This is a genomic window from Arthrobacter sp. BG5, from assembly GCF_056680155.1.
This window is the reverse complement of the sequence record NZ_CM155268.1, coordinates 1904466-1919636: the sequence shown is the minus strand read 5'-3', so window position 1 is coordinate 1919636 and position 15171 is coordinate 1904466. Positions and strand designations below refer to the sequence as shown.

Here is a 15171-nt window from a genome sequence, read left to right as displayed (position 1 = left end):
GGTTTCGTTGTCGCTGACGAAAGTGATTGTCCTAACAGTCGACGGCGGTCGACCAGGCCTGGGCCTAAGGCGCCTAACGGGGTTGCCCCGCGAAACCTTGTTCTTAAAATCCTCCATGCGTGAAACGCCCCGCCACCAGCGTCGCGGCCACCGGCATCGCGGCAAATTCGGCGTCGGAAACGGCCAGCGGGTCGGCGTCGAGCACGACGACGTCGGCGGGATCGCCGACGTTGATCCGGCGCCGCCCGCGCGCCGACGCAGCCATCGCCTCCTGCCGGGTGAGGGCCTGCTCCGGGTGCCACGGACCGCGGCCGTCCTGCCGCGCCCGGGTGGTGGCCGCCGACATCGCGGTCCAGGGTTCCAGCGGCGCCACCGGCGCGTCGGAGCCGAGCGCCAGCACCGCCCCGGCATCGAGCAGTGAGCGCAGCGGGAATGCCCGCTCCGTCCGGCCCGCCCAGTTGGAGTCGGCGGCGTCGCGGTCATCAAGGGCGTGGGCGGGCTGCACGCTGGCGGTGAGGCCCAGGTTGCCGAACCGCGCGAAGTCCTCCCGCCGGACAAACTGGGCATGCTCAACCCGGCCCAGGATGCCGGCCGCTGCGAAAGCGTTCAGGGCCACCTCGTTGGCGCCGTCGCCAATCGCGTGCACTGCCGGGACAAACCCCGCCCCACCGGCCTTGACCAGCAACTCCAGCAGTTCCGCCTCGCTGACCGTGAGCAGGCCACGGCCGCCGTGCGGATACGGGTCCACGCAGTAGGCCGTGCGCGTGTTCAGCGAGCCGTCAATCAGCACTTTCAACGGCCCTACCCGCAGGAGCCCGCCGCCCCCCGGAACCAGCTGTCCGGTCCGCATTCCCTCACCGACGGCACGGTCCAGATTCTGCGGGTAGACCCCGGCGTCCACCCGCAAGGAATCGAAGCCCGCGGCGATCCTCCTGAGCCAGGGATCCCGGTTCCAGACCATCTCGAAGTCGACAATCCCCACGACGCCGCGCGCCGCGGCGGCCTTCCCGGCGTCGCGGACCATGGCGTCGACTGCCTCGTCCGGCAGGCGCCCGAGCTCCCGGGTCAGTTCAAAGGCCGGGTCCTCGCGGAGCAACCCGTCAGCGCCTACCGCCACTCGGTAGCGTGCCGCCGCCGCAGTGTTAAGCCACACGCAGTGCAGATCATGGCTGATCAGCGCCGTGGGGACGCCCCCTGTCGCGCCATCGAGCAGGTCAAGACTGGGCATGTCGCCCCACACGGCATCGCGGAATCCGACGCCGACCACCGTCGGGCCGCCCGCGCTGTCTTCGCCGGCCGTCCCGCCACTTGGCCCCGCGAAACCTTGGTGTCCGGCCGCGGTCGCGCGCCTTTCTTCCAGCCGGGAACGCACGACGTCGGCCGCCTCCTGCGCGGAGGCGGCGCCGGACAGGTCGATGCGGCCGGTGGCCAGGGCCCACTGGGTCATGTGGACATGCTCATCCCAGAGCCCCGGAACCACGAAGCGTCCGTCCAGGTCCACCACCCGTGGACCGCCTTCCAGCGAACCGGCCGGCAACCCTGCCAGCGAACCCGCAGGCACGATCTGTGCAACCACCCCATCAGTTATGAAAATGTCACACAGCGTCATTTCACCCGGTTGCCGGACCGAGGCGAGAACGAGGCCGGAGTTGGCGGCAGGAATGGCGTTTTTCGGCATGGGAACAAGGCTAGGGGCGCACTGCGGCTGCAGCAATTCACGCCACTTTGGCCACTGCCGACACACCGTTCCCAAGCCCGGGGAAGCCCGGCCGGGCAAGGGACCTTCGCCCCCTTGCCCGGGAACCACGGTGAGGTCATTCTGGAGTTGGGCGGTTCCTGCACGGTTCTTTGGGGGATGAACCGCCTTTAGGAACTATCGGTCTCGCTATGACCCTGGGGTGAGGAAATGGCATTTGCACTTTCCAGCTTGGGCAGGAAAGGCAGGAGACCATCCATCATGGCTATTCATTCACCGGCAGCAGCTACGGACGCGCGGGCGACCGCAGCAGCTTCGCTGCGGGGGAGCTCTGAGGACGCATGAGCCCGCTGCGCCACCTGAACCATGCCAGCCGCGCCCGGTCCTTCCACGCGCACCCATCCCACGGAGATCCACGGCTCAAAGTCGTTATCCGGATCGATCCCGCGGAGGAGTCCGCACGGGTGGAGGTCCGCGGCGTCGTGACCTCCGCCAATATCAGGGCGCTCTATGTTGTCTGCCGCCGGGTCACCTCCAAACTCGCCGGCTATGAGCTCATCGTGGACCTCGCTCATGCCCGGGTCACCGCGGCGGCGTTCGACGAGCTCCGCGAGCATGCCCGCCAGTCCATAGTCTCGTCCGGCATTGACTCCTCGGTCACCCCATGCCGCCTGCGGATCGTCGATCCGCACGTCATCCTCAGAACCAAGGAGCTCGCATGAAAGCACTCGTCTACGGCGGTCCGGGCCAGAAGTCCTGGACAGAGGTCCCGGATCCGAAGATCCAGAATCCCACCGACGTGATCGTCAAGGTGGACACCACCACCATCTGCGGGACGGACCTTCATATCCTCAAGGGCGACGTGCCCGCCGTCAGCAAGGGCCGGATCCTCGGCCATGAGGGCGTGGGAACCATCACCGAGACCGGATCGTCCGTGACCGGCCTCAAGGTGGGGGACCGGGTCATCATCTCCTGCATCAAGTCCTGCGGTCACTGTGCAAACTGCAAGACCGGCCTCTATTCGCACTGCATGGGCGAGGAGGGGCAGTCGGGCATCGGCTGGGTCTTCGGCCACCTGATTGACGGCACGCAGGCCGAGTACGTCCGCGTCCCCTACGCCGAAAATTCGTTGCACCTGTTGCCTGCGGGCGTCAGCGATGAGCAGGCCGTCATGCTGTCCGACATCCTGCCCACCGGGTTTGAGATCGGCGTGCAGTACGGCCGGGTCAAGCCCGGCGACACGGTGGCCGTGATCGGAGCCGGCCCGGTCGGCCTCGCCGCGATCGCCACCGCGGGCCTCTACGGCGCCGCCACCATCATCGCCGTGGACCTGGATGCGAACCGGTTGGAAAAATCCCGCGAATTCGGCGCCACCGACGTTGTGCTCTCCGGCGACGCCGACTGGAAGGACCAGGTCCTCGCACTCACAGACGGGCAGGGTGTGGATGTGGCGATCGAGGCCGTCGGCATCCCGGCCACCTTCAGCATGTGCACCGCCATCGTCCGGCCGGGCGGCAACGTGGCCAATGTGGGGGTGCATGGTAAGTCGGTGGAGCTCCACGTGGAGGACCTCTGGATCCAGAACATCAACATCAGCATGGGCCTGGTCAACGCCAACACCACTCCGATGCTGCTGAAACTCGTGGCCCAAAACAAGGTGCCGGCAGAGAAGTTCGCCACCCACCACTTCACTTTCGACCAGTTCATGGACGCCTATGACACCTTTTCCCGGGCCGCGGAAACGAAGGCGCTCAAAGTGGTGATCACCGCATGAAAGCCCACATTGTCTACGACTCGGCCTTTGGCAACACCAAGTCCGTAGCGGAGGCCGTCGCCGGTTCGCTCGGCGAACTCGGCGCCAGTCCCGTTCCGGTCGGCGACTTCCGGCCCGACGACCTGGCCGCCGGTGACCTGCTCGTCCTCGGCAGCCCCATTAATGGCTGGCGTCCGACGCCGAAGATCACCCAGCTTCTCTCGATGCTCGGGGGCGGCCATCTCAAGGGGGTCAAGGCCGCCGCCTTCGATACCCGCGTCCGGATGTTCGTCCACGGCGACGCGGCGAAGAAAATGGCGCACACCCTCCGTAGCAGCGGCGCCGACATCATCTCCGAGCCCATGCCGTTCTACGTGCAGGGCAGCGAGGGGCCGTTGCGCCCCGGCGAAATTGAGAAGGCAGCACGATGGGGCAAGTCATTGTTGGAGGCGTTGGAGCGGCCATGAAACCGGGCCGGATTGTCATGCTGGTGCTCGGCACGCTTGCAGCGCTGCTGGGCCTGGGACTCCTGGCCGGGGCCGGTTTCACCGGCTGGGCCAACTATCAGCAGCGCGACGGCGGATACTTCACTACCCCGTCGGAGCGCTACACGGTGGACTCATACGCCCTCACGTCGCCGCGGCTGAATGTTATGACCGACCCCGGGCCCTCCGGCGTCGACCCCGCCGCGATGGCCGGCAGCGTCATGCTCCGAGGATCCGCTGCCGACTCAGCGCAGCAGATCTTCATCGGCATCGCGCCCCAGGCGGAGGTGGCCGCCTACCTTAGCGGCGTTAGGCATTCCGAGCTGACCGAGGTCCGCTTCTCGCCCTTCCGGGCGCAGTACCGGGACGTGTCCGGGACCAAACCGCCGGCCCGGCCGGCGGAGCAGACCTTCTGGACGGCGTCCGCCACCGGACCCGGCACCCAGGAGCTCAGGTGGGACCTGCGCTCCGGGGACTGGGCTGTGGTGATCATGAACGCCGATGCAAGCAGCCCGGTTTCCGTTGATCTGCGCGGCGGCGCACGCTCGGACCTCCTCTGGCCGGTCTTCATCGGCCTTCTGATCGGAGGCATCGTGCTGCTGGCAGTGGGCGTCCCGCTGATTGTGGCCGGCGCCGCCGGTCTGGGCCGCGGGGGACCGCCGCAGGGCCCCGGCCAGCGGCCGCATCCGGGAACCCCCTACGCCGGTTCACCCTACGTCGGCGCACCCTCCGCCGGTTCACCCTACGTCGGCGCACCCTCCGCCGGTTCACCCTACGTCGGCGCTTACCCCGGCGCTCCGCCTGCAGGGTCTCCGTACGCGGCGGGGCCGCCGCCGGCGGCGCCGCCAGGGGGCGCCCCGCCGGGCGGATACGTTTACCCGGCGCGGCTTAGCGGCTATCTGGACCCGCAGCTGTCCCGCTGGCTGTGGCTGGTCAAGTGGTTCCTGGCCATCCCGCATTACATCGTGCTGTTCTTCCTGTGGTTCGCGTTCGTCGTGACCACGATCGTTGCCGGGTTCGCCATCCTTTTCACCGGCCGTTATCCGCGCTCGCTGTTCAACTTCAACGTGGGCGTGATCCGTTGGAGCTGGCGGGTGGCGTTCTACTCGTACGCCGCGATCGGCACGGACCAGTACCCGCCATTTACGCTGGCCCGCACCGGCTACCCCGCGGATTTCGACGTCGACTACCCCGAGAAGCTCTCGCACGGGCTGGTGCTGGTGAAGTCCTGGCTGTTGGCCATCCCGCACCTGCTCATCGTCGCTGTGCTCACGGGGACCGCGCGCAGCTGGGGCGACCGAGACCGTTACTGGGCCGACGGGCAGTGGGTCCAGCAGAACGCCGGCATCTCGCTGATCGGGCTGCTGGTGCTGATCGCGGGTGTCATCCTGCTGTTCACCGGGCAATACTGGCGCGGCCTGTTCGATCTGCTGATGGGCCTGAACCGCTGGATCTACCGGGTGATCACCTATGTTGCCCTCATGCGTGACGAATACCCCCCGTTCCATCTGGACATGGGACCGACCGACCCGGGAGACTTGCAGCCCGTGGGGCTCGCGGGACCACCGCCTGCCCCCGGATACGGCCAGCCGGCCCCCGGCGAAGGGCAGCCTGCGCCCCACGCCGGAACGCCCGGCCAGCAGTCCCGGCCGCCGGGCTTCTACGGGATGGGCGGACCGCCCGCGTCGGTTCCTCCGGAAGTACACGAGGGGAGGGACGGCCCGGAGAGCCCGCCGCGCTCATAAGACACCCGTCCCCCCCGACATCTGCCCTCCTTCAAAAACATTTCTACATGCATGTGCATCCAAACGGGCCCGCGCGCCGGTAGTAGGTGTGTAAGCAAAGAATCGCCCGCTAGCCGGGCCGTTGAAGGAGATGTAAATGCGTACCAGCCTTTTCACTGCAGGCGCCGTGGCAATCGCGGCAGCTCTCACCCTTGCCGGCCCCGCCCAGGCGGCAGAGCCCGACGCCCAGCTTTCCGTCCTCCACGGAGTGCCGGGGCTGACCGTTGACGTCTGGGTCAACGGCGAACGAACCCTTGACGACTTCGCCCCCGGCACCCTGGCAGGACCCCTGGCCTTGCCCGCCGGGGACTACGACCTTGCCATTACCGCCGCGGATGCCGCTGACGCTTCCGACCCCGTAATCGGCCCCGTGAAGGTCACCCTCGCCGCGAGCGGCAACTACACGGCGGTGGCCAACCTCGGCGCAGACGGCAAGCCGACGGCGAACTTCTTCACCAACGACGTTGCACAGATCGGTGCAGGCAAGGGCAAACTCACCGTCCGGCACACAGCCGCGGCGCCGGCGGTGGACATCCTGGCCGGCGGCAACGCCGTCGTTTCCGGCCTGGCCAATCCCAAAGACAAGACGCTGACCCTGGATCCCGGCACCTTGTCCGTTGCGGTGGCCGCTACCGGCACCACGGCGCCGGTAATCGGACCGGCCGATGTGACGGTCACGGAAGGCACCCACACGGTGGTGTACGCGTGGGGCAGCCTCGCCGACAAGAACCTGCAGCTCGCGCTGCAGACCATTGACGGGCTGCACTCCGCCCCCGCCGGCGTCCCCGGCGGACGTTCGGGAGCCGCTGACTCCGGGACGGGAGCTGCCGACCAGACAGCCGCCACGGTAGGCATCGGCGCCGCGGCCCTCCTGCTGCTTGCCGGCGGGATCGTCGCGACCCGCAAGCAGCTGGCACCACGCCGCATCCGCTAGCCCGCACCAGCTAACCGGCCGCCCGGCGAACCGCCGGGCGGCCGGCCCCTTGAGGTCCACCACGCCAGGAGGACGGACATGATGCGCACGACGACGGAGGCCACCGGACGCCGCTCCGCTCCCGCTTTGCGGATTGAAGCAAGGCGGACTGCTGCAAGGCGGCCCGCTGCGCGGATTGCGGCCGCCGCCATCATGGTGGTGCTGTTGATCGCAGGTTGCGCTGCGCCCCCGGGGGCCGACGCCCCGCCAGCTCCGGTGGCGGAGCGAAGCGCCGCGGCCCCAGCCCAGCCGCCGGAGCGAACCGCCCAGCAGCCAAGTAAGCCGCCGGCGCGGCCCGCTGCCCGCTCCGTCCCGAAGTCCGGCATCGCTGTCCGCCCGGCCGCCCCGCGGGCACAGGCGGCCAAGAACCCGGCCCCGCGCTTCCTCAGTGTGGCGGGCACCAGTATCACCAACATGGCGGTCGTCGAAGTGGGCGTGAGCCCGAACGGGGCCATGGAGATCCCGGAGCCCTTCGACCAGGCAGGGTGGTACCGCTTCGGACCGGCTCCCGGAGCCGCCGCCGGCACCGCCGTGGTGGCGGCGCACGTTGACACCACCTCCGATTCGGCGCCGTTCTCCCAACTCAAGTCGCTCCCGGCCGGCACCCTCGTGACGGTCCAGCGGCAAGGAGCGCCGCCGCTGACCTTCCGGGTGACCCGGGTGGAACTCATGGCCAAGGAGGCGTTCGACGGCGCGTCGGTGTTCCGCCGCGACGGACCGCCCCAGCTGAAGCTCGTGACCTGCGGCGGCAGATGGCTGGACGAACAACAGGACTACGGCGACAATGTGATTGTCACGGCGGTGCCGGCGTGATCCAGGACGCAGCGCTCATCGTCGCCACCAGCAGGGGGAAGGAGCCGGGCTTGGCACCTTTCGAGTCCCCCTCCGCCTGGGACGCGCGGCTGAACGAAGCGTTCGCCGCCGGTGACGAAGCCGCGCTGGCAGAGGCGTACCGGCAATTCTCGCCCATGGTCCATACCCTGGCGCTGCGCTCGCTGCGCGATAACGCCGCAGCCGACGACGCCACCCAGGAAGTCTTTATCCGTGTCTGGCGCTCGCGGTCCGCGTTCGACCCCTCGAAGGCGCGGCTGCCGGCGTGGATCGTGGGCATCACCCGGAATGTCATCACGGACGCCCAGGCAGCCTCGACGCGGGAAACCCGGAAGGTCCTGGCCGCCGTCGAGCTATCACCGGACCCGGAACAGTCCGCCGGGCACGCAGCGGCGGAGCTGCTGGCCGACCGGCTGCTGCTGGACGGGGAACTGGAGCGGCTGGGCGAACCGCAAGGGTCCATTCTTAAGCTGGCCTTCTACGACGACCTGACGCACTCGCAGATCTCACAGAAACTGGACCTGCCGCTTGGTACCGTCAAGAGCCACATCCGCCGCAGCCTGTCCCAGCTCAGAAGCCGATTGGAGGTAGACCGTGCAACATCTTGATCCGGAGTCCCTGAGCCTGCTGGCCCTTGGCGAGGAGCTCGGAGACGACGCCGCGGACCACCTCCGCTCCTGCGCCAGCTGCGCAGCAGACTACGCAGGGCTCCGGCGCGCCGTAGTCGCGGCCAGGCCCGGACCGGACACCAGTGCGCTCGAAGCGCCGGGACCACAGGTGTGGGCGGGAATCCACAGCGCGCTGGGCCTTTCCGCCGCCGTCGCCGCCGATCCGCTCGGGTCCCCGGCGCCGTCGGAATTGCGCCCGGCATCGCCGACCGATGAGCGCCCGGGGTCGCCGACCGATGAGCGCCCGACGCCGTCGGGTTCGGTCACGCCGCTTCCGCCCCGGGGCGAAAGTGGCGGCGGGAAGCGGGGACCCGGCGCAGGGCGTGGCTGGTTCCGCCGGCCGGGGGTGTGGCTGGCGGCCGCCGCGGCCACAGCACTGCTGGCGGCGGGAGTTTTCTGGTCCATGCAGCAGAACCAGGCGCAGGTGACCCCACTGGCCCGCGCCGAGCTCGCCCCGGTCGATCAGCACTCCGCCACCGGGTCGGCCCGCGTCGTGGAGGCGAAGGACGGACAGCGCACCCTGGAAGTCCAGGTCAACAAGAACGAGGCCAGGGGTTACCAGGAGGTGTGGCTGATCGCGCCGGACCTGTCCAAGCTGGTGAGCCTGGGCGTCATGACCTCCGATTCCGGCACCTTCCCGGTGCCGGCGGGCCTGGACCTGAGCGATTATCCGATCGTGGACGTGTCCGATGAACCGGTGGACGGCAATCCCGCGCACTCCAGCGTGAGCATTGTGCGCGGAACCCTCGTGTCCTGAGCCGTTCGTCCCCTTGCCACCGGACCCCGGCGGGAACATAGTTGAGGGAATTCACCACTCCGCGGCGGGAGGCAGGGACATGCTGACGAACCAGGTGCCGGCTGGCGGCCTGTTGCAGGGCAAGACGGCGCTGGTCTACGGCGCCGGCGGCGCGATCGGCGGAGCGGTGTCGCGGGCCTTCGCGGCCGAGGGCGCCACGGTCTATCTCGCCGGGCGCACCGAATCCCCGTTGGAGAAAGTCGCCCGGGACATCAGGGAGGAAGGCGGAACCGCGGAGACCGCCGTCGTCGACGCCCTGGACGAGGAGCAGGTGGACGGCTTCGTGGAGGCCGTGGCCAAGAAGACCAAGCGGATCGACATATCCTTCAACGTCATCTCTTTCGGGGACATCCAGCAGCCGCTCATGGAGATCGATGTCAACGACTTCACCCAGCCGATCTCTTTGGCCACCCGCACGCACTTCCTGACCACCCGGGCCGCGGCGGGCTACATGATCAAGCAGAAGTCCGGCGTTGTGCTGATGTTCGGCGGCTCGGGCCCGCAGACGCTGGCCGGGCTGGGCGGCTTCAAGGTGGCCCTCGACGCAATGGAGGGGCTGCGGCGGCAGTGGGCGCTGGAACTGGGCAAGTCCGGCGTGCGCGTTGTGACCATGGTCAGCGGCGGCATCATCGAAACCATCCCCTGGCAGGTGGAGGGACGGGAGGAGATCGTGGTGGAAATCGCCAGGGCGGCCCACCTGAACCGCACGGCCACCCTGGCGGACGTCGGCAACGTGGCCTGCTTCATTGCCTCGGACAAGGCCGGCGCCATCACCGATGCCACCATCAACATCTCCAGCGGCGCGATCGTGGACTACTAGCGCACCGGAGCCCGCTTATTCCACCGTGACCTTGATCCGCTGAACCGCGTTGTTGCCCATGCCCTGGTAGTTCCAGACCGGCTCCAGTGGCTGGGTGGCGCCGCTGGCGTCCGTGGCGCGGCAGGACAGTTCGTGCTGCCCGGGGTCCGCCACCCACGGCATGGACCAGGCGGACCAGGCGAAGGGCGCGGCGGGGTGCTCCAGCTGCGCGGAGGCCCATTTGCCGTCGATCCCCACCTCGACCCGCTGCACCGCGCCGTGGCCGGACCAGGCCCGTCCGGTCAGCATCACCGGGCCCGCGGGGAGGACCCGGTGCCGGGTGAAGAAGTCCGGGATGCCCGGCGGAACCATCAGTGCGCGGACCTTGATCCACGTGACCGGCGTGCCGGCGTCGTCCGCATCCTGCTGGTAGCGGTACGCGACGGACTGCTGGAAACCATCGAACGGCCCGGGCAGCACCTTGATCGAGGACAGCCACTTGACGCTCGCCATGCCGTACCAGCCCGGAACCACCAGCCGCAGCGGGTAGCCGTGCTGCGCTGGTAGCTCGGCGCCGTTCATCCGGTAGGCCAGCACGACGTCGGGGCGCAGCGCCTCGCTGACCGGCAGGCTCCGCGCGAACTGCTGGCGCACGCCGCCCTGGATCCCGGCGTCGGCCCCGGTGAAGACCACCTCGACTGCGTCCTCGTCCACGCCGGCCTGGCTCAGCAGGTAGGCCAGGGGCACACCGGTCCAGACGGCGGTGCCGACGCCCTCCAGCATCCAGGGCTGGCTCAGCGGCCGCGGCTTGAGCAGGGACCGGCCGTTTCCGGCGCATTCCAGCGTGACCGGGACGCTGATGCTCGGCGCGCGGCGGAGGGCGCGGAGGTTGAGTTCCAGCGACCGTTGCACGGCGCCGCCGATCCGCAGGTGCCAGCGGTCCCCGTCGATGGCCGGGATGTCGAAGTGGTCCAGCAGGTAGTGCAGTCCGGGCGGTGTTATGTCGTTCCGGAGGGCCTCGAGCGGCATTGAATGGTTCCGCACCGCAAGCTGCAGCTCTTCGGCTGTCAGCGGTCCGTGGCTGGGTTCGCCGGGATGCGCTGCGAGCTGCTGCGTTTGCCGGCGCCGTGCCATAACAGGTGAGGTGTGCTTGGACAATTGTTTGTGCATCGGACTGCGATTCTGTGCGGGTTCGCCTGCCTTCAGGTCTACGCCGCTGTCCGGAAAGCGTCAATACCGGGCCACGGACCCCGGCCTGCCGCCCTAGAGTGAGCGGGCCTCGGCCAGGAAGTCCGCGAGTCCCAGCGGTTCCCGACCGGTCAGTTCGTGCACGGCCGACGTCGGCCCCGCGAGCTCGCCGGCGGCTATGGCGGTATAGGTGCTGACCCAGGCGTCCACCTGCCACCGCGGCGCGCCGTAGGGTTCCCGGGAGGCGTAGGCCTCCTCGAGGGTTTCGTTGTGGAACCTGATGGTGCGTCCCGTGCCGGCGGTCAGCTGCCCGGCGGCCGCGGCCAGCGAGATGTCCTCCGGGCCGGTCAGGTCGTAGCTCCGGCCCACGTGCAGCGCCGGATCGCGCAGCACCGCCGCGGCGGAGCGGGCGATGTCCGCGCGGGCCACCGCTGCCATGACGCCGTTGCCGGCGGGGCCGCGGATCACCCCGTCCTCACCGGCCAGCAGCGGCAGGAAGTCCAGGTAGAAGTTGTCCCGAAGGATCGTGTAGTCCATGCCGGAGGCCTTGATCCGCTGCTCGGTGGCGTAGTGGTCCCGTCCCAAAGTAAAGGTGCAATCCCGGGCTGCGCCGAAGAACGAGGTGTACACGATGTGCTGCACGCCCGCGTCCGCCGCCGCGTCGACGAAGGCATAGTGCTGCTGCAGCCGGTCCTCGGCCTCCGCGGCGGAGACCATAAACAGCGTCTTTACCCCGGCAAGGGCGGCCCGCGCCTGGGCGGCGTCCGCGTAGCTGGCGACGGCGGGAACGCCGCCGTCGAGCGCCGGCGCGCGGCCGGCGTCGCGCACCAGAAGGCGCTGCGCGCTGCCCGCGCCGGCCAGCAACCGGGCCACCTGGCCGCCGAGCTGGCCGGTGGACCCGGTGACGGCGAGTTCAGGCAGCGTCTGCATGGACTAGGCCTCGCGGGAAGCCGGGGACTTGGTCTGGGCCGGATCCCGTTCGGCAAGGGACCCGATCGCGGCGTCGATCTTGTCCATGATGGCCGGGTCCAGCTTCACCCCCGCCGCTGCCACGTTGCCGGCAATCTGCTCCGGCCGGGACGCGCCCATGATCGCCGAGGCGACGTTCTTGTTCTGCAGCACCCACGCGATGCTCAGCTGGGCCATGGTCAGCCCGGCCTCCTCCGCGATCGGCTTGAGCTGCTGCACGCCGGTCAGGACCTCGTCGGACATCCAGCGCTCGATCATCCGGGCGCCGCCCTTGGCGTCGGTGGCACGGCTGCCTTCCGGGGCGGGTTTGCCGGGGTGGTACTTGCCGCTGAGCACGCCCTGGGCCATGGGGGACCAGACGATCTGGGACAGGCCCAGCTCCTCCGACGTCGGGACCACTTCCGCCTCGATGACCCGCCACAGCATGGAGTACTGCGGCTGGTTGGAGATCAGCTGGAAGCCGAGGTCCTTGGCGAGGGCGTGGCCGTCGCGGATCTGGTTGGCCGTCCACTCACTGACGCCGATGTACAGCGCCTTGCCCTGCCGGACGATGTCGGCGAACGCCTGCATGGTCTCTTCCAGCGGCGTCTCATAGTCGTAGCGGTGGGCCTGGTAGAGGTCCACGTAGTCCGTTTGCAGCCGGGACAGGGAGCCGTTGATGGATTCCATGATGTGCTTGCGGGAAAGTCCAAGGTCGTTGTGGCCCTTGGGTCCGGTCGGCCCGAAGACCTTGGTGAAAATTTCCAGCGATTCGCGGCGCTCGTCTTTCAGGGCCTCGCCCAGGACCGATTCCGCGGCGGTATTGGCGTAGACGTCCGCAGTGTCGAAGGTGCTGATCCCGGCGTCGAGGGCCGCCCGCACGCACTGGGTGGCGACGTCGTTTTCGACTTGCGAGCCGTGGGTGAGCCAGTTGCCGAAGGTGATTTCCGAGATCTTGAAGCCGCTGTGCCCGAGGTATCTGAATTCCATGGGTTCCAACGTAGCCCAGATGCCGGGTCGGGGTAAGGGATCAGCTGGCCTTGCGGTCCGTGTTTTGCCGCGGGCTCTGCCGCTGGCCCTTTTGCGCCGGCTGGTTCTTGAGCATGGCCAGCGATCCGGTGTCCAGAACGGGGCTTTTGGCCGGAACCGGTGGTTTCGTAAAGGCGCGCGGCGCGGGCGTGGGGGCGCCGTTCCGATCCGTCGCGGACTCGACCAGGGGCCCTACCTGCCGGATCTGTTGTGCCGGGGCCTTCGGGCTGGGCAACTCGCGGACCGAAACCTTGACCTCGGGCGCGGCGTCGGCCTTGGCCCGGGCGGCGGCGCGGGCATTGGCACTCTCGACGGCGGCAACCCAGTCCCGGGACAGCTGGGGCTCGCTGCGCGCCGGCTTGGCGGGCTTGGCCGTCTTCGCGGGGGTCAGCGGGGACGCGGGTTCGGGCGCCGGGGCTCCGGCGGTGCCGGGGGCTTCCGTGCCGCCGGCGGCGGAGCTTGCGGTCCGGTCGGCCGGTGCACGCAGGTGCTTCACCCCATGGAACAGGCCCATGGCGACCGTGGCCAGCAGCCGGCCGAGGCCGGCAATCAGCAAGGTGATGACAAAGGCGAGGAAGACGCCGACGAACATCACGAGGCCAACACCAAGGGTGCCGAAGAAGGTCAGGTTCATGGCGATCGTTGTTGGGTCTTCCACTTCGCCTCTCCGTTCCAGCCTGCAGTGAGGTCCGTGCCGCAATCGTTTCGCCGGGCAACAGCCCTCCTTAACCATACGGACTATTTCAAACGGACACGCGGGGAATAGCCCTGCGCGTCACTATGTGTCCAAGCTGATACCTTCGGCCTCCGCGCACACGAGGCTCGCGGCCCTTATTGGTCTGGTCCGTCCCCACGGCTGGGCCCTCCCGCGCGGCCGTCTATAGTCGGAAGGGAGCCCACGCCGGGGTAGCCCGGCCCCGCCGGAAGGACCCTCGTGACGTACGCCCAGGCCGACAACTCCGAGCCTCATGGAGCCACCTACCGGGGCAACTGCCCGTGCCTGTCCGGCGAGCAGTACGACCACTGCTGCGGCCGATTCCACCGCGGGGACGCCGAAGCGCCCACCGCGGAGCAGCTGATGCGCTCCCGCTACAGCGCGTTCGTGGTGCTCGACGCCGGGTATCTGCTGCGGACCTGGAATCCGGACACCCGGCCGGCGCAGCTGGAGCTTGATCCGGCGATGCAGTGGCGGCGGCTGGACGTTGTCTCCACGCACCGGGGCGGCCCTTTGGACACCGAGGGCACCGTCGAGTTCAAGGCGTATTACCGGCACGACGGTGAGCGGGGCGTGCACCACGAAACAAGCCGGTTCGTCCGCGAGGACCGACGCTGGTACTACGTCGACGCCCTCAGACTCGCCTAGCGTTCTTCGACGGTTTCCACCGGGGTGAAGCCGGCGCGGTCCACTTTGCGGTGGAAGCGCATACCAGCCAGGCCGCCGAGCATGGCGCCGATGAGGGCCACCACAGCAACGACGACCGCGGCGATCATGCTCGTGGCGGTGAGGTCGCCCTCGTTGACGGGGATGCGCGGGAAGCTGTTCAGATTTGCGAGGACGTTGAACTGCTGTCCGGCGGTCATGGCAAGGATGGCGACGACGATGGCCGCGATCAGCGCCCAGATCCACACCATCAGGCCCTGGCGGGCGCCGTTGAAACGGGCCATCCGGCCGGCCACGTAGCCGCCGCAGTAGTAGGACACGAAGAGGACCACGAGCAGGGCGATGATGCCGGCGATTCCCACGCTCTGGTTCTGTGAGGCCTGGTTGACGGCCTCATTGACGTTGGTGTTGGTGGCGAGGCCGACGGCGGTGCCGGCGGCGGCGACCAGCGCGGTCAACAGCACGGCCATGCCGGTGGCTGCGAGCCAGCCGAAGAACGCGGAGCCGATCTTGATGCCGCCGAACTGCTCTTTCTCCCTGGCCACCACTGTCTCGCGGGTTGGGATCTCGTCCACGACGTTGTCATTGACATAGCTGTCGTCGCGGGTGCCGTGGATCGGCCGGTCGTCGCGGCCGGCCGTGCCCGCGCCGGCCACCGGGGCGGCGGGGAAGGCGCGGGTGTCGGCGGCGCGCTCGGCGCGGAGTTCTGCGCGATCGTCGGGGCCGTTCTGGCGGGCATCGTGGATCCGGCCGTCCCTCTCAACCGTTCCGTCGTCGTCGCGGGCGCGGCGGGGGAGGTCTTCGGGGCCTGCTGTGCTGCTCATGATGGCTGCTCGCTTT

General features: G+C 68.8%; 16 protein-coding genes. 10 read left to right on the top strand and 6 right to left on the bottom strand.

Annotation, left to right across the window (positions count from 1 at the left end; genetic code table 11):
- Positions 1–103 precede the first annotated feature (103 nt).
- Entirely contained in the window at positions 104–1678 is a 1575-nt protein-coding gene (locus tag AC1MBE_RS08830; RefSeq protein ID WP_479777405.1) for an amidohydrolase, read from the bottom strand.
- Positions 1679–2037: 359 nt separating this feature from the next.
- Between AC1MBE_RS08830 and AC1MBE_RS08825 the strand changes: the two genes are divergently transcribed.
- The 9 genes from AC1MBE_RS08825 to AC1MBE_RS08785 all read left to right on the top strand — a co-directional run bounded on the left by AC1MBE_RS08825 (position 2038) and on the right by AC1MBE_RS08785 (position 9806).
- Positions 2038–2418 carry a hypothetical protein gene (locus AC1MBE_RS08825; protein ID WP_479777403.1) on the top strand — a complete coding sequence of 127 codons (381 nt, stop codon included), beginning with the start codon at positions 2038–2040 and terminating at the stop codon, positions 2416–2418.
- Positions 2415–3470: a zinc-dependent alcohol dehydrogenase family protein gene (locus AC1MBE_RS08820; RefSeq protein WP_479777401.1), complete on the top strand. Its 1056-nt coding sequence runs from the start codon at positions 2415–2417 to the stop codon at positions 3468–3470. Before AC1MBE_RS08825 ends, AC1MBE_RS08820 begins: the two co-directional genes overlap by 4 nt.
- Entirely contained in the window at positions 3467–3916 is a 450-nt protein-coding gene (locus AC1MBE_RS08815) for a flavodoxin family protein (RefSeq protein ID WP_479777399.1), read from the top strand. Before AC1MBE_RS08820 ends, AC1MBE_RS08815 begins: the two co-directional genes overlap by 4 nt.
- Positions 3913–5679: a DUF4389 domain-containing protein gene (locus AC1MBE_RS08810; RefSeq protein ID WP_479777397.1), complete on the top strand. Its 1767-nt coding sequence runs from the start codon at positions 3913–3915 to the stop codon at positions 5677–5679. Before AC1MBE_RS08815 ends, AC1MBE_RS08810 begins: the two co-directional genes overlap by 4 nt.
- Before the next feature lie 136 nt (positions 5680–5815).
- Positions 5816–6652 (top strand): DUF4397 domain-containing protein, encoded by an 837-nt coding sequence (locus AC1MBE_RS08805; RefSeq protein WP_479777395.1) that lies wholly within the window; start codon positions 5816–5818, stop codon positions 6650–6652.
- 78 nt (positions 6653–6730) lie between these two features.
- Complete coding sequence (locus AC1MBE_RS08800; protein ID WP_479777393.1) at positions 6731–7504, top strand: class F sortase; 774 nt, start codon at positions 6731–6733, stop codon at positions 7502–7504.
- A 50-nt stretch (positions 7505–7554) separates the two neighbouring features.
- Positions 7555–8130: an RNA polymerase sigma factor gene (locus AC1MBE_RS08795; RefSeq protein ID WP_479777391.1), complete on the top strand. Its 576-nt coding sequence runs from the start codon at positions 7555–7557 to the stop codon at positions 8128–8130.
- On the top strand, positions 8117–8947 hold the full coding sequence (locus AC1MBE_RS08790) for an anti-sigma factor (RefSeq protein WP_479777389.1): 831 nt from the start codon (positions 8117–8119) through the stop codon (positions 8945–8947). The genes AC1MBE_RS08795 and AC1MBE_RS08790 overlap by 14 nt, the downstream gene beginning before the upstream one ends.
- 79 nt (positions 8948–9026) lie before the next feature.
- Entirely contained in the window at positions 9027–9806 is a 780-nt protein-coding gene (locus AC1MBE_RS08785) for an SDR family NAD(P)-dependent oxidoreductase (RefSeq protein ID WP_479777387.1), read from the top strand.
- Between the two features lie 15 nt (positions 9807–9821).
- Here the strand turns inward: AC1MBE_RS08785 and AC1MBE_RS08780 are convergent, their stop codons facing one another.
- The 4 genes from AC1MBE_RS08780 to AC1MBE_RS08765 all read right to left on the bottom strand — a co-directional run bounded on the left by AC1MBE_RS08780 (position 9822) and on the right by AC1MBE_RS08765 (position 13608).
- Positions 9822–10919: a sulfite oxidase gene (locus AC1MBE_RS08780; protein ID WP_479782543.1), complete on the bottom strand. Its 1098-nt coding sequence runs from the start codon at positions 10917–10919 to the stop codon at positions 9822–9824.
- A gap of 129 nt (positions 10920–11048) precedes the next feature.
- A complete protein-coding gene (locus tag AC1MBE_RS08775) occupies positions 11049–11903 on the bottom strand; it encodes an SDR family oxidoreductase (RefSeq protein ID WP_479777385.1) in 855 nt (284 codons plus the stop codon).
- 3 nt (positions 11904–11906) lie between these two features.
- A complete protein-coding gene (locus tag AC1MBE_RS08770) occupies positions 11907–12911 on the bottom strand; it encodes an aldo/keto reductase family protein (RefSeq protein ID WP_479777383.1) in 1005 nt (334 codons plus the stop codon).
- A 40-nt stretch (positions 12912–12951) separates the two neighbouring features.
- Positions 12952–13608 carry a hypothetical protein gene (locus AC1MBE_RS08765; protein WP_479777381.1) on the bottom strand — a complete coding sequence of 219 codons (657 nt, stop codon included), beginning with the start codon at positions 13606–13608 and terminating at the stop codon, positions 12952–12954.
- Between the two features lie 276 nt (positions 13609–13884).
- Between AC1MBE_RS08765 and AC1MBE_RS08760 the strand changes: the two genes are divergently transcribed.
- A complete protein-coding gene (locus AC1MBE_RS08760) occupies positions 13885–14313 on the top strand; it encodes a YchJ family protein (protein WP_479777379.1) in 429 nt (142 codons plus the stop codon).
- On the opposite strand, the gene AC1MBE_RS08755 is transcribed toward AC1MBE_RS08760, so the two are convergent.
- Positions 14310–15155 carry a YrzE family protein gene (locus AC1MBE_RS08755; RefSeq protein WP_479777377.1) on the bottom strand — a complete coding sequence of 282 codons (846 nt, stop codon included), beginning with the start codon at positions 15153–15155 and terminating at the stop codon, positions 14310–14312. The genes AC1MBE_RS08760 and AC1MBE_RS08755 overlap by 4 nt on opposite strands.
- Positions 15156–15171 lie beyond the last annotated feature (16 nt).

What these genes read in the sequence shown, in the direction of transcription:
- AC1MBE_RS08830 (WP_479777405.1), bottom strand. Translation starts at nt 1,678, where the DNA reads ATGCCGAAAAACGCCATTCCTGCCGCCAACTCCGGCCTCGTTCTCGCC.
- AC1MBE_RS08825 (WP_479777403.1), top strand. Translation starts at nt 2,038, where the DNA reads ATGAGCCCGCTGCGCCACCTGAACCATGCCAGCCGCGCCCGGTCCTTC.
- AC1MBE_RS08820 (WP_479777401.1), top strand. Translation starts at nt 2,415, where the DNA reads ATGAAAGCACTCGTCTACGGCGGTCCGGGCCAGAAGTCCTGGACAGAG.
- AC1MBE_RS08815 (WP_479777399.1), top strand. Translation starts at nt 3,467, where the DNA reads ATGAAAGCCCACATTGTCTACGACTCGGCCTTTGGCAACACCAAGTCC.
- AC1MBE_RS08810 (WP_479777397.1), top strand. Translation starts at nt 3,913, where the DNA reads ATGAAACCGGGCCGGATTGTCATGCTGGTGCTCGGCACGCTTGCAGCG.
- AC1MBE_RS08805 (WP_479777395.1), top strand. Translation starts at nt 5,816, where the DNA reads ATGCGTACCAGCCTTTTCACTGCAGGCGCCGTGGCAATCGCGGCAGCT.
- AC1MBE_RS08800 (WP_479777393.1), top strand. Translation starts at nt 6,731, where the DNA reads ATGATGCGCACGACGACGGAGGCCACCGGACGCCGCTCCGCTCCCGCT.
- AC1MBE_RS08785 (WP_479777387.1), top strand. Translation starts at nt 9,027, where the DNA reads ATGCTGACGAACCAGGTGCCGGCTGGCGGCCTGTTGCAGGGCAAGACG.
- AC1MBE_RS08780 (WP_479782543.1), bottom strand. Translation starts at nt 10,919, where the DNA reads ATGGCACGGCGCCGGCAAACGCAGCAGCTCGCAGCGCATCCCGGCGAA.
- AC1MBE_RS08775 (WP_479777385.1), bottom strand. Translation starts at nt 11,903, where the DNA reads ATGCAGACGCTGCCTGAACTCGCCGTCACCGGGTCCACCGGCCAGCTC.
- AC1MBE_RS08770 (WP_479777383.1), bottom strand. Translation starts at nt 12,911, where the DNA reads ATGGAATTCAGATACCTCGGGCACAGCGGCTTCAAGATCTCGGAAATC.
- AC1MBE_RS08755 (WP_479777377.1), bottom strand. Translation starts at nt 15,155, where the DNA reads ATGAGCAGCACAGCAGGCCCCGAAGACCTCCCCCGCCGCGCCCGCGAC.